This window comes from Blastococcus sp. SYSU DS0539, assembly GCF_054050855.1.
The window spans coordinates 209,520-222,492 of the sequence record NZ_JBJHAF010000001.1; the positions used below are offsets into that span (position 1 = coordinate 209,520).

General features: G+C 72.5%; 13 protein-coding genes and 1 pseudogene. 4 read left to right on the plus strand and 10 right to left on the minus strand.

Features of this window, described 5'->3' with window-relative positions; genetic code table 11:
- Positions 1 to 4: 4 nt before the first annotated feature.
- Genes ACI790_RS00965 through ACI790_RS00975 form a run of 3 tightly spaced genes read right to left on the minus strand, consistent with a single transcriptional unit; the run spans position 5 to position 788 of the window.
- Positions 5 to 211, minus strand: a complete 207-nt coding sequence (locus ACI790_RS00965; protein ID WP_306001666.1) for a 2-hydroxymuconate tautomerase — start codon at positions 209 to 211, stop codon at positions 5 to 7.
- 51 nt (positions 212 to 262) lie between these two features.
- Positions 263 to 493 carry a hypothetical protein gene (locus ACI790_RS00970; protein WP_456567904.1) on the minus strand — a complete coding sequence of 77 codons (231 nt, stop codon included), beginning with the start codon at positions 491 to 493 and terminating at the stop codon, positions 263 to 265.
- A 46-nt stretch (positions 494 to 539) separates the two neighbouring features.
- On the minus strand, positions 540 to 788 hold the full coding sequence (locus ACI790_RS00975; RefSeq protein ID WP_456567905.1) for a hypothetical protein: 249 nt from the start codon (positions 786 to 788) through the stop codon (positions 540 to 542).
- Positions 789 to 1,137: 349 nt separating this feature from the next.
- On the opposite strand from ACI790_RS00975, the gene ACI790_RS00980 reads away from it, so the two are divergent.
- Positions 1,138 to 1,890, plus strand: a complete 753-nt coding sequence (locus ACI790_RS00980; protein ID WP_456567906.1) for a hypothetical protein — start codon at positions 1,138 to 1,140, stop codon at positions 1,888 to 1,890.
- Positions 1,891 to 2,043: 153 nt separating this feature from the next.
- Here ACI790_RS00980 and ACI790_RS00985 read toward each other — a convergent pair whose 3' ends face one another.
- From ACI790_RS00985 to ACI790_RS01000, 4 genes and pseudogenes are all read right to left on the minus strand, one after another.
- Entirely contained in the window at positions 2,044 to 2,667 is a 624-nt protein-coding gene (locus tag ACI790_RS00985; protein ID WP_456567907.1) for a putative quinol monooxygenase, read from the minus strand.
- A gap of 165 nt (positions 2,668 to 2,832) precedes the next feature.
- Positions 2,833 to 3,072, minus strand: a pseudogene (locus tag ACI790_RS00990) (transposase); the annotation flags it as partial.
- A 7-nt stretch (positions 3,073 to 3,079) separates the two neighbouring features.
- Positions 3,080 to 4,024: a hypothetical protein gene (locus ACI790_RS00995; RefSeq protein ID WP_456567908.1), complete on the minus strand. Its 945-nt coding sequence runs from the start codon at positions 4,022 to 4,024 to the stop codon at positions 3,080 to 3,082.
- 211 nt (positions 4,025 to 4,235) lie between these two features.
- Complete coding sequence (locus tag ACI790_RS01000) at positions 4,236 to 5,138, minus strand: hypothetical protein (RefSeq protein WP_456567909.1); 903 nt, start codon at positions 5,136 to 5,138, stop codon at positions 4,236 to 4,238.
- 378 nt (positions 5,139 to 5,516) lie between these two features.
- On the opposite strand from ACI790_RS01000, the gene ACI790_RS01005 reads away from it, so the two are divergent.
- The 3 genes from ACI790_RS01005 (at position 5,517) to ACI790_RS01015 (ending at position 10,227) form a co-directional block, all read left to right on the plus strand.
- Entirely contained in the window at positions 5,517 to 6,059 is a 543-nt protein-coding gene (locus tag ACI790_RS01005) for a GIY-YIG nuclease family protein (RefSeq protein WP_456567910.1), read from the plus strand.
- Positions 6,060 to 6,197: 138 nt separating this feature from the next.
- The gene (locus ACI790_RS01010; protein WP_456567911.1) at positions 6,198 to 9,479 is read left to right on the plus strand and encodes a TM0106 family RecB-like putative nuclease; all 3,282 of its coding nucleotides are present in this window, start codon (positions 6,198 to 6,200) and stop codon (positions 9,477 to 9,479) included.
- 202 nt (positions 9,480 to 9,681) lie between these two features.
- Positions 9,682 to 10,227, plus strand: coding sequence for an enoyl-CoA hydratase/isomerase family protein (locus ACI790_RS01015; protein ID WP_456567912.1), 546 nt, complete (start codon positions 9,682 to 9,684; stop codon positions 10,225 to 10,227).
- A 96-nt stretch (positions 10,228 to 10,323) separates the two neighbouring features.
- On the opposite strand, the gene ACI790_RS01020 is transcribed toward ACI790_RS01015, so the two are convergent.
- From ACI790_RS01020 to ACI790_RS01030, 3 genes are all read right to left on the minus strand, one after another.
- Positions 10,324 to 11,637, minus strand: coding sequence for an ABC1 kinase family protein (locus ACI790_RS01020; RefSeq protein WP_456567913.1), 1,314 nt, complete (start codon positions 11,635 to 11,637; stop codon positions 10,324 to 10,326).
- 2 nt (positions 11,638 to 11,639) lie between these two features.
- Complete coding sequence (locus ACI790_RS01025) at positions 11,640 to 11,933, minus strand: DUF1330 domain-containing protein (protein ID WP_456568131.1); 294 nt, start codon at positions 11,931 to 11,933, stop codon at positions 11,640 to 11,642.
- A 108-nt stretch (positions 11,934 to 12,041) separates the two neighbouring features.
- Positions 12,042 to 12,659 (minus strand): hypothetical protein, encoded by a 618-nt coding sequence (locus ACI790_RS01030; RefSeq protein WP_456567914.1) that lies wholly within the window; start codon positions 12,657 to 12,659, stop codon positions 12,042 to 12,044.
- Positions 12,660 to 12,973 lie beyond the last annotated feature (314 nt).

The window sequence follows — 12,973 nt, forward strand, 5'->3', positions numbered from 1 at the left end:
CGCCTCAGGTCTGGTCGGCCTTCGCGCGGCGATCGGCATGCGTCTCGCCGGCCACCGCGATGTCGGTCGGCGGGACCTCGACGATCCAGGCCCGCACCGTCTCCGGGGGAGCGCCGATGCTGTCGGTCGTGGCCTGGCTGACCGCGGCGAGCAGGTCGCGCTTCTGCTCCTCGGTGCGGCCGGCGATCATGGTGATCTGGATGAAGGGCATGAGGCATCCCTAACCCAGCCGGCCGCGGACGACCACTCGGCGCGGTGAGGGTCAGGCCGCGTCGGCCACCGGCGAGAGCACCCGGCGGGGGAGCTCCAGCGTCGGGTGGCTCGCATCCGTGGAGGGCTTCTGCGGCTCGCCGGCCTCCGGCGCCGCCGGGGCGGCTCCCAGGGAGCGGGCAAGTTCGTCGAGGTGGCGGAGCGCCTCGTCGTAGAGCTCCTGGACGGCGCTGGCCGCCGCCGCGTGCGCCGCTTCCGCAGGACCGACGTGTCCACTGGTCATGGCTGCCTCATCGGCGGGCGGCCGGTGCTGCGTGACCAGTGGTGCCCTACGGGCAGGCGGCGTCCTGCTCCGGGTGGACGATCACCTCCGGGAAGGCTCGCGGCCCCGACGTCGCCACCGTGGATGCGTTCTCCCCGAACTGGCCTCTCGGGAACACCGTGTTGGCCAGGGTGCTGACGCCCTGGCCGAAGGCTTGGCACCCGCCGGAGCCGGGGTCTGCCGACGCGGCTGTCGCCGGAGCGGTCAGCAGCACGGTGGCCGCTGCTGTGCTGATCAGTGCGCGTCGGACGCTCATGAGGGCCTCCTGGGTCGCCGTGGCCGTTGGACGGACCACGATGCTGGGCTTCCGCCGGCCCGTCGCCCAGGGGTGCGGGTGCGGTGGACATCGAGTCGGGCGCGGCGACACGGTGTGTCGCACTCGGACGGTGGACGGTCACCGGGCCGGTGCAGCCCCCATGTCCGGGGCGATCGGCGCAGTCGTGGCCCGGCAGCCACTGCGTGCCTCGTCGTCCACGGGGACCGTGGCGCCCACTGAGCACAGCACGCCCACGAGGCCCGTGGTGACCCGCTGGAGCAGATGGCGAGCGGGGATGTTCAGCCGGCGGTGTCGACACCGGGTGGCCGGCACGGCAGCATCCGTCGACGTGACCGCTCCCGAACCACACCGCTTCGTGGCCCGCGTCGTCGAGGAGTCGACCAACAAGATCCACGAGGACGACGTCGCGCGGCGGTACGGCTTCTCCGGGGCGCTGGTCCCCGGCGTGGAGCTGTTCGCCCGCACGACGACGCCGCTGGTGGCGGCCTGGGGAGTCGAGTGGCTGTCCCGGGGCCGGATCGACCTGCGCTTCCGGCGGCCCACCTACGACGGGGACGAGCTGCTCGTCGAGCCGGCCGACGGCCGGCTCACGGTCAGCCACCCGTCCGGGGAGGTGCGATCCGTCGGCTCGGCCGGGCTCGGCGCGGACCGTCCCGATCTCACCGGCTACCGGCAGGTCGCTGCACCGCCCGAGCCGCTGGCCGACCCGGTCGTCGGCCCGATGGGCAGCGTCTCCGAGGCCGGGACCGCGGAGCGCAACGAGTGGTACCTGGATGCGATCGGCGAGCCCCTGGACCTGTACCGGCGGGAGGCGCTGGTCCATCCCGGGGTGTTGCTGCGGCTGGTCAACGAGCTGCTCATGCGCAACGTCGCCCTGGGGCCGTGGATCCACACCTCCAGCGACTGCCGCTTCCTCGGCGTCGCGCGGCTGCCCGTGGAGCTGACTGCGCATGGGGTGGTCACCGGCGTGGGCCGCCGTGGCCGGCACGACGAGGTCCGTTACGACGCGCTGGTGCTGGCCGGTGACGAGCCGGTGCTGCACGTCCACCACACCGCGCTCTACCGGCTGGACGCGGCCTGATGCCCGGCGTCGCGACCGTGACGCACGGCCGACGAGCTGGTGGCCGCGTTCGACGCGAGGAGTGACGGGCGCGCGATCCCCTGGGACGTCGCGATGCGGTCCGCGCCCACGTCGGGCGGCGGGCTGACCGACGTGGGCGGGGGCGTCCGCTCCTCAGACCAGCTCGGGGGCGCGGAGGTGGTGCAGCACGACGTCGAACTCTGCGACGTCGGTGGCCGACATGCGTAGCGCCCGGCGGAACTCGTCGCGGATGTACATGGCCCGCTGGCGGGAGGACTCCATGGCCCGGCGGTCGGCGTAGACGGCGGTGAGGGAGTTGTCGCCGGTCTCCCGGTCGAGCATCAGGCTGAGGCTGCAGAAGCCGGGCATCTCGTCCATCCGCGGGATGAGGTCGGTGCGGAAGACGTGGAGGACCCTGTCGAGGGTGGCCGGGTCGACGCGGGACCAGGTGACCCGGGCGCAGGAACCGTCGCCCACGGGGTGCAGCCGGTGCATCGCCACGATCTCCCACTCGCGCACCTCGGGCGCCGCGGCACCGAACTGCTCGGTCGCCTGCTCGCGCATCCGGCGGACCGCGTCGCGGGTCGCGGCCATGGCTTCTTCGTTCTTCCAGGCGGTGGTGACGATGCAGCGGCCGGAGTCGCGGTCGCACAGCATCGACAGCCCGACGCAGCCGTCCATGCCGCTCACGGCGGGCATGACGTTGTCGCGGACGTCGGCGATGCCGGCGTCGATGCGGGACGGGTCGGCGGTGATCGTGGTGGTGCGGGCGTGCATGACGCCCTCCCTTCCGGGGACAGGCGCGCGGCGCCCCGGCGGCGTCCGCCCAGGTCATCGTGCTCAGGTGCTGCCCGCTGTCAACCGGAGCGTGCGCGGCGGCCGCGGCGAGCGCCGTCGTCGCGCCGAGCTGGTCGACGACGAGCCGGTCACCACGGAGGTGAGGGGGCGGAATCGGCCGGTCTCGAGTAGGGATCTGGCGATGTAGTTGGTGAGGCTGCGGAACCCATGGGTGGTGCCGCGGAGGTCTTCGAGTCGACCGCTGAGGGCTTCGGCGGTGCCGTTGCTGGGGCGGGGCCGGTCGGAGTGGGCGAGCACGTCGGCGGCCCGCTGGGTGAGGCTGCGTCCTGGCCGGCGGAGCTCGGTCAGCGTTGCGGAAACACCGGAGCCGAGTGCTGCGATCAGGGCGGAATCAGGTGAGTTGCTCGTGCCGGAACGTCTCGCCGTGCGGGTAGATGAGCTCGACCTCGAAGCAGTCTGCGGCGACATGCTGGAGAAAGCTGCGGGCGGTCCCGGTGGGTGCGGCCGGGAGCAGGACCGCGATGGACTCGACGGTGGTCCGGTCGTCGAGGGCGGAGGTGTTCGCGGCGTACCGGTAGGCGGCTGCCTGGGCCCACGCGTGAGCGACGGTGACGACATCGGCGGCGGCTTTCGCCTCCACGATGCGCCGGACCGTCGGCTCGTACACGTCGGCTCGCAGTTCACCGATGGGGTGCTCGCGAAGGTAACGGTGCGGGAGTGTCGCGACGTACGCGGCGACGAGGTCCGCTTCGAGCTGCTGGCGAGCGGGTGAGGCCGGCGGTTGCATGGCGGCGGCTTCGGCTCGCTGGGCGAAGCGGCCGGCTGCGTCGAAGCGGGACGGCAGGTCCGTCCGCTGCCAGTAGACGCGGCCGCTCTTGAGTTCGTGACCTTTCAGCAGGGTGTGCATGGCCTCGTAGACGTCGCAATGCCGGTAACGGCCGCCGAGCTCTTCGAACGCCTCCCAGATGGACCGGCTGCCGCCCGGTCGGTCGTTGCGGGTGCACGGCCACTGCAGAGACAGGACGGCGGCCGCGACCTCATGGAGGGGTGCGGGCGCGGCGTCGCCGGGGCGGGGGCGCCGCATGCCCTCGATGGCGTAGAACAGCACGTCGGTGCGTTCGAGGTCCAAGACGGCCCGCGTGACCGCCAAGGTGGCCTCATCCGAGTAGCCGCGCGCCTTGAGGTGGTCGATGACCTCGCTCCACTGCAGCGGGTCTTCCCCCAGGTGCTGCTCGATGTAGCGGGTCGCGACGGCAATGACGTGGTCCAGGTCCTGGGAGGCAGAGGTGGTACTCATCAGCCCGAACGCTACGACGAACACGGGCTCGTCGGGCACCGAGCGCAGTCAGACAGATCAGAGTGCGAGCAGTTCAGCCCAGCTCCGCTGCCGGCTCCTCGCCGCCGTTCTACACCCTCCATTGCGATGAGCCGGAAATCTGGCCGTGCGCGCCGAGCCGATGAAACGGGCCGCCCCCTGCTGCAGGCGCTGGCGGACTAGGCGTCTGAGGCGGATCCGATCGCTCAGCCGGCCGGCGGGATCCGCCGCCTCAACCGTCGAGCGCCGGCTTCCACTGCTCGGACCCTTCGAGTGCGCCGGGGTTCCACCAGATGATCTCGTAGGCGTCGGCGGACTTGCTCGGCTGCACGGTGTCGGGGTCCAAGCCGCCGGTGTAGGACGCGACCCAGTGCTCTTCTTCTTTCCTGGGGATCGCGTTGACGGCGTAGTCGTCGCCGTGTTCCTCGACGAACGCCTCGAATGTCGAGAAGGCTTCCGCTTCGGCGATCTCCCGGTCCGTGACGACGTCGACCATCAGATCGGCAGTGCCGTTCCGGCGTGCGAGGTCCTCGACGATCATCCGGATCTGGTTCTTGTACTCATCCGTCGAATAGTCGAACGAGTCGGTCAAGACCCAGTACCGGGTCAGGTCAGCTGTGCTCACGTCCTCGTCGACCACGACGATCTGGTAGGGCACGCCCTGGTAGACGTACGGCTCGGGCTCCGCCGGCGCCTGGCTCGGTGCATCGCTCGGTGCCTCGGCGGGCTGATCGCTCGGCGCGGCTGCGTCGGTCGTTGCTGCCGGCGTAGGGGTACCGCCGCTGACGATGCTCGCCACCACGATGCCGAGGACGAGCGAGAGCACGACGAGAGCCCCAGCCGACGCGAGGACGAGCTGCTGCGTCATCAGCTTCAGACGACCGAAGGCGGACCAGTGCTCGGCGAGGAAGGCCACGCACTGCTGCCAGGCGTTCTTCGGCTTCACGCGACGGAAGGTGATCTCCGTTCGCAGTGTCCCCGGGCTCTGGTTGTCGAGCTCCCAGCCGCCCTTCTGCCACCTTGCGATCGTGCGTCCTTCGGTGCCACGCAGCGCCCACGTGGACGCGAACTCGTAATCCGCGTCGCCACTCGCGGGGGTTCCGGGCTTCGCATCGATCTCGTCGGTCGTGAGCACGGCGGGGAGCGTAAGCACGGCGAGCCCTCGTGCCGGGCGTGTGCGGGAGGAGCAGGCGCCCGTTGCCGGCTGTCGTGCGACAGCGGGCGACGTTCCCCCGAGCACTCGCGGCACACGCGGGGAAATGGGGTACCTGTGGGGCGGGTGAGGGCAGGAGGTCACGGATCGTGATTCCGGCGAGCCGCCGCGACGTCCGGGCGCGGCGCGTGGCGCCCGGCGTCGTCCCGCGGGTCATGCTTCTCAGCGGTCCGGCGCTGTCAACGGGTGCGCCCGTAGGTCAGCGCGGGCGTGGAAGTCTGCGCGCGTGCAGATGTGTGTGTTGACCACGGGTGCGCTGGCGGAGGCCGTGCGCGAGGGAGCGGGATCGGCGGCAGCGGTATGAGCGCCGTCGACCTGCGCGGCGAGGTCGTCCGCGTCGGGCAGGCGCTGGATGCGGTGCCGACCGAGCCGGGCCTCTACGCGTGGTGGTCGCTGCCCGGCGCGCTGCCGGGTGTCAGCGGGCCTGGGCACGCCGACGGCACGCACGAACTCGTGTACGTCGGCCTCGCTCGCAGCGGTCCGTGGTCCCGGGCGACGTTGCGGAGCAGAGTCGTCGGCAACCACATCCGCGGGACGACCGGGCAGTCGACTCTGCGCCGGTCACTCGCCTCCCTGCTCCACGAGCGGCAAGGGTGGCGGAGCCGGTTCACCGACCGCCCCCTGCTGGTGCCCGAGGACGAGCTCGAACTGAACGCCTGGATGCAGGAGCACCTGGCCCTCAGCTGGGCGGTGCACGATCAGCCCTGGACGGTGGAGGCACAGGTGATCGCCGACATGACGCCGCCGCTCAACCAGTCGGCCAACGTGGCGCACCCGCTGTACCGCCATGTCCGCGACGCTCGGGCGCGCTGGCGAACGGCGGCACGAGAAGCCTCGAGCTGAGCGGTCGCCCAGTCGGTGAGTGGAGCGGCCGGCACCCCTCCAGCCGCAACTTCGTGTCAGTGGCGTCCGCTATCCCTGCGACGAGGCAGGGTGGGTCCGGTCCGGTAGTCCGGGACGGTGACGCGGAGAGGTGCGGGGATGCAGCGACTCGACGGACGGCTGGTGCTGAGCCCGACCGATCTGACCCACCACCAGGAGTGCCGGCACCTCACCCGGCTGGACCTGGGCGTGGCCGCGGGGGAGTGGGCGGCGCCGGAGGCCGAGACGACCGACGAGCTGCAGCTGGTCTTCGACCGCGGCGTGGCCCACGAGAAGAAGTACCTGGAGTCGCTGCGCACTGCCGGGAAGACGGTCGCCGAGATCGACACCGTCTTCGACGCGGCCGGGCGCCGACGGGCGGAGGACGAGACGGTCGAGGCGATGCGCAGCGGCGTCGACGTCGTCTACCAGGGGACCTTCTTCGACGGCGCCTGGGGCGGGCAGGCCGACTTCCTGCTCCGCGTCGAGGTGCCTTCGCTGTTCGGCGGCTGGTCCTACGAGAGCGCCGACACCAAGCTCGCCCGGAAGCTGAAGGTCGCCGCGCTGCTGCAGATGGCGATCTACGCCGAGCGGCTCACGGTGCTGCAGGGCGTGGCGCCGCGCGGGATCCACGTCGTTACCGGCGACGGCGTCTCGCGGCCGTGGCGGCTGGTCGACGTCGCCGCCTACGCCCGTCGCGCGCGGGCCCGGCTGGAGACGTTCACCGCCGCTCCGCCGGTGACCGCTCCCGCGCCGATCGGCTACTGCGACCAGTGCCGCTGGGCGGAGAAGTGCACGACCGAGCTGCGGGACGCCGACGACCTCGGCCTGGTCGCCTCCATGCGCGGCGACCACCGCGACGCCCTCCGCGCGGCGGGCATCCCGACGCTGGCGGCGCTGGCCACCGCGTCACCGGAGCAGCTCGCGGGATCGGGCATCGGTGCCGACGCGCGCACCCGGCTGCAGCAGCAGGCGGCCGAGCAGCTGAAGGAGCGGACGACGGGGGAGTCGTCGCGGTCGCTGCTCGACCCGGTCGAGGGCCTCGGGCTGCTCCGGCTGCCGTCGCCGAGCGCCGGCGACCTGTACCTCGACTTCGAGGGCGACCCCTGGTTCGACGACGGCGCGGGCATCGAGTACCTCGCCGGCATCGGCGACCGGGCCGGCGGGTTCACGGCGCTGTGGGCGCACGACCGCCCGGCGGAGAAGCAACTGGTCGCCGACCTCATCGACCGGATCGTCTCGGCGGTGCAGGCCGACCCGGCGATGCACGTCTATCACTACGCGCCCTACGAGGTGACCGCGCTCAAGAAGCTGACCGGCGGCTACGGCGTCCGCGAGGCGGAGCTGGACCAGCTGCTGCGCGAGGAGCGGTTCGTCGACCTCTATCCCGTCGTCCGGCAGTCGATGCGGATCAGCAAGGAGTCGTACTCGATCAAGAAGGTCGAGGCGTTCTACGGGCGGTCGCACGAGGGCGCGGTGGCCAGCGCGCTGGGCAGCGTCCTGGAGTACGAGGCCTGGCTGGAGGACGGCGACTCGGCGCGGCTGGACGGCATCGAGGCCTACAACAAGGACGACGTCGACTCGACCCGCGAGCTGCACGAGTGGCTGGAGCAGCAGCGCGCCGACCTGGAGGCGCTGCACGGGCCGTTGCCGCGGCCGGAGGTCGCGGTGGTGGCGCCGGACGCGAAGGTGACGGAGGCCCAGGCCGCCGAGCAGGAGCTGACCGACCGGCTGCACGCGGCCGGGCACGAGCTGCTGGGCGACCTCGTCGGCTGGCACCGCCGCGAGGACCGGCCGGCGTGGTGGGAGGTCTACCGGCTGCAGGACCTCGACGCCGAGGAGCTGGTGGGGGACGGGACGGCGCTGGGCGGGCCGGCCTTCGTCCGGTACGTGGGGCCGGAGAAGAAGAGCTCGCTGTACGAGTACTCGTTCCCGGTGCAGGACACGAAGCTCACCGCCGGTGACGAGGCGCTCGACGTGGACACCGCGAAGAAGGTCGGCACGGTCTTCGAGCTGGATGCCGCGGCCGGGCGGCTGGTGCTGAAGACGACGGCGGCAGAGCCGCCGCAGTCGCGCGGGCTCGGGCCCGGTGGGCCGCTCAACACCGCTGGCCTGCGGGCGGCGATCGCCGACACCGGCGAGGACGTGCTCGCCGGCCGCGACTGCCTCGGGCAGGCGCTGGTGGAGCGCCGCGTTCCCGCGGGACCGCGGCTGCGCGAGGGCGAGACGACGACGGCCGCGATCGTGCGGCTCGGCCTGGCGCTGGACGGCGAGGTGCTGGCGATCCAGGGCCCGCCGGGGAGCGGGAAGACGACGGCCGCGGCTGCGCTGATCCGGGAGTTGCTGGACGCTGGGAAGAAGGTGGGCGTGACCGCGACGTCCCACGCGGTCATCGGCAACCTGCTGAAGGCGGTGGGTCGGCCGGCGCTGCAGAAGTGCGAGGAGCACCAGCACTGCGGCGCGGACGGGGTGGCGTGGTCGAAGGACAACGGCTTCGTGGCGCGGGCGCTGGCGGACGGCGACGCGCGGTTGGTCGGCGGGACGGCGTGGTTCTGGACCCGGGCCGACGTGGCGGAGGCCGTGGACGTGCTGGTGGTCGACGAGGCCGGCCAGTTCTCGCTGGCCAACGCCGTCGCCGTGGCGCGGGGCGCGCGCTCGATGGTGCTGCTGGGCGACCCGCAGCAGCTGGCCCAGCCTTCGCAGGCGGTGCACCCCGGGGACTCCGGGGCGTCGGCGCTGGAGCACCTGCTCGACGGCCACGCGACCATCCCGGCCGACCGCGGGGTCTTCCTCGACCGCTCGTACCGGATGCACCCGGATCTCACCGCGTTCGTCTCCGACCTGGCCTACGAGGGCCGGCTGGAGGCGGCGGACGGCCGGGAGCGGGTGGCGGTGCTGGGGGAGGGGCCGCTGGCGGGCAGCGGGCTGCGGGTGCACCCGGTCGACCACGTGCTGACGGCGGCGGACAAGTGCCAGCTGGAGGCGGACGCGGTCGCGCGGCTGTGGCGCTCGGCGCAGGGCTCGACGTGGCGCAGCCACCTGGGGGAGGAGGCGCCGATCGGGCCGGCGGACGTGCTGGTCGTGGCGCCGTACAACGCCCAGGTTGCGCTGATCAAGGCAGCACTGCCGGACGGTGCGCGGGTCGGCACCGTGGACAAGTTCCAGGGCCAGGAGGCGCCGGTAGTTCTCTACTCGATGACGAGCACCAGCGCCGACGACGCACCCCGGGGCGTGTCGTTCCTCTACGACCTGAACCGGCTCAACGTGGCGGTGTCGCGGGCGCAGGCGCTGGCCGTCGTGATGCTGAGCCCGCTGCTGCTCGACGCGCCGGTGCGCACGCCCGAGCAGCTGCGGCGGGTGAACGCGCTGTGCCGGCTGGTGGAGTCGGCGACCGTCGTCTGATCCCGACCGCGGTGCGCGGGCCGGTGCGGGCCCGTGGTGTGATGCCAGTCAGGTGATGTCCGGGTCGGCCCTGGGGCCGGTCCGCTCGCCAGGTTGCGTGGGCTCGTGGCCGGTACCGGTGGGGTTCAGCTCGAGGTGGACGGCGGCGTCACGATCGTGACGCTCAAACGCGCCTGACCGGCGCAACGCGCTGACGCCCGGGATGGCCGATGAGCTCATCGCGACGTTCGACGAGGTGGACGCCAAGCCGGAGGTCGGGGCGCTGGTCATCCGCGGCGTCGGCAAGTCGTTCTGCGCCGGTGGCGACGTGGCGACGCTGACCTCGGCCGGCAAGGACCCGGCGGCGCCCGACGCCTACGAGGGCATGGGGAAAATCTACGACTCCTTCTACCGGCTCGGCCAGGTGAAGGTGCCGACGGTGGCGGCGGTGCGCGGCTCGGCCGTGGGCGCCGGCATGAACATGCTGCTGGCGACCGACCTGCGGATAATCGCCCGTGAGGCGCGGCTGCTGGCCGGCTTCCTCAAGCGCGGGATGCACCCCGGCGGCGGGCACTTCGTCATCCTGTCGCGGTTGATCGGCCGCGAGGCTGCGGCGGCGATGGCGCTGTTCGGCGAGGAGATCAACGGGGCGAAGGCCGTGGAGCTCGGGCTGGCCTGGGAGGCGCCGGAGGACGCTGCGGTCGAGGACCGGGCGCGGGAGCTGGCGGCCCGTGTCGCGGCGACCCGCAGCTGGCGCGGATCGCGGTGAGCAACTTCCGCAAGGAGGCGTCACCGGCGCGATCCCGTGGGACGTCGCCATGCAGTCTGAGCGCCCGGCTCAGATGTGGTCGATGCGCCGCTCGGCTCAGTAGCCGGGCAGCCACCGCCGCAGCTCGCCGTCCACCGCGACGGTGGCGTTCAGCGAGCAGAGGACGCCGACCAGCTCTTCGGCCACCCGCTGCAGCAGCAGGTAGTGCGGAGGGATCGTCAGCTTCCGCTGGATGCGTTGGGCGGCGCCGAGGAGGTCGGAGTCGCGTCGGGTCTGCTCCTGCAGCCAGCTGCGTGTGAACTGGTACTCGGGACTGCGCAGCGGTTGCAGGTAGGGGTTCAGGGGCCCCAGCAGGGCCGCGAGCGTCACGTCGTCCGGTCGCAACAGCTGGGCCGAGGCGGCGATGCGGTGCAGTTCCGCGGCGTCGTCCCGCCCGGCGGCGAGCAGCGGGCCGAACCGGGGCGGCCAGCCGCGCGGCATGGGCTGGTTCGACCCGAAGTCGAGGACGCCGAGCCGGCCGTCGTCCATCAGCCGGAAGTTGCCGGGGTGCGGGTCGCCGTGCAGGCGACGGGCACGCGCCGGGCCGGAGGTGAACAGGTGCACGAGGGCCGTGCCGCAGCGGTTGCGGTCGGCCTGGGTGCCGGAGGCGATGACGCGCGACAGGGGAGTGCCGTCGATCCACTCGGTGACCAGGACCTCGCCCTCCACGGCCAGCACCTCGGGCACGAGGACGTCGGGGTCGCCGCGGTAGGCGTCGGCGAAGGCGGTCTGGGCCTCTGCTTCGCGTGCGTAGTCGACCTCCTCGACGAACCGTGCCCGCAGCTCGGTGAAGAGCTGGCGCACGTCGAGGTGCGGGGCCGCAGCTTTCAGGATCGGGGAGAGCCCCTGCAGCATGTCGAGGTCGGCGACCAGCGCCTCGGCGGCGCCCGGGCACTGGACCTTGACGGCCACCGGTGTGCCGTCGGACCAGGTGGCGCGGTGGACCTGCCCGATGCTGGCGGCCGCGGCGGGCCGGTCGTCGGAGTCGCCGAAGCGCTCGCGCCAGTGCGGACCGAACGACGCCTCGAGTTGCTCGTGGACGCGGACGGCCGGCATGAGCGGCGCCGCCTCCTGGAGCTTGATGAGCGTCTCGCGGTAGGGGCCGGCCAGCTGCTCGGGGAGCGCGGCCTCCATGGCGGAGAGCGCCTGACCCATCTTCATGGCGCCGCCCTTGAGGTGGCCGAGGGTGGCGAACAGCTGCTCGGCGGTGCGCTGCTGGACCTGCTCGGCGAACAGTTCCGCGGGGCGGCCGCCGAGGCGCTTGCCGAGTCCGAGGGCGGTGCGGCCGGCGTAGGCGGCCGGGAGTGCGGCGAGACGGGCCGTCCGGGCCAGGCGGCTTCGCGCCGGCGTCCCCTCGTCCCGAGCGGGCATGGCTACCAGGGGGTCGTGGGCTGGAGCACGGCCTCGGTGAGCGCCTGGGTGCGCAGGTGCGTGACCTCCTGGTACTCGGGGTCGGCGACCATGCGGCTGAACGCCTCGCGGGAGGGATAGCGGACGAGCAGGACGGCGTCCCAGTCCTGGCCCTGCTCGGCGACGAGTGGCGTGCCGCCGTCCCCGGCGTAGAGGACCGCACCGCCGTAGCGGGGGAGGAAGGTCTCGGACAGGGCCCTGGCGTACTGGTCGTAGGACTCGCGGCCGCCCTCGGCGAAGCGGAGCAGGTTGAGCATGACCACGGGACCGGGGTCCTCCTGGAGTTAGCGCTTGACGTCGGCACCGCGGGGGTCGACCGCCATGTGTCGACGCAACTGGCGCTCCGCCTCGGGTAGCGACGTCCGTCAGACCGTTTCCGGGACGCGCAGGTGGGCGACGGCGAGGTCCATCTCGGCGATGTCGGTGATGCGGGCGCCCATGGCCTGGGCGAACTGCTGCCGCAGGTGCTTGGCCTGCTTGCGGACCAGCGCGAGTGCGTCGCGGCTCTCGAGGGCTGTGACGCTGACCGTGCGACCGGTGCGCCGGTCGACCAGCATGCTCAGGCTGTCGAAGCCCATCAGGTCCTGCAGCCGCGGCATGAGGTTGTGGCGGTAGGCGTCGAGGAGCTCGTTCAGGCGGTTCGGCGGGATGCGGGCCCAGGTGACCTGGGCGCCGGCGCCGTCCCCGGCCGGGCGCTCCCGGTGCAGGACGGCGATCTCCCACTCCTGGATGTCGAGGCCCTGGGCGCCGAGGACCTGCATGAGGCGTATGGGGTGGACGTCCTCGGTGGCGGCGTGCATGGCTTCTGCGTCGGCCCAGGACGTCGTGTCGATGCAGCGGCCGTGCTCGCGGTCGGTGAGCATCGACAGGCCGATACAGCCGTCGATCTGCTGGCTCGCCGGCATCACCTCGTCACGGGTGAAGGCGATGCCGGCGTCGAGGTTGTCGGGCTCGGCCTTGATGGTGGTGGATCGAGCGTGCATGCCGCCGCACCTTCCGTTCGTGGCGGCGCCCCGGTGGCGTCGCCACTGGCGCTCACCTTGGCTGTAATCCATTTCTGCCGCAATGCTGTGACGGCCTGGCGGTGGATGCGCCGCGCAGGCGCGCTGCGCGGGGCGCGCCGGTCATCGGGATGCCCGGCTCGGACACGGGCGTCACCTACCGTTGGTCCTGCGTCCTTCCCCGTCTTCCGGCGCGCTCCCGGCAGGTCCTTCGGTCGTTCGGCCGGTGACGACCGTGCCGGGCAGCACCCTGCGGTGGGGACGCCGAAACCGTCGTCCTGAGCCGAGGAGCTGCG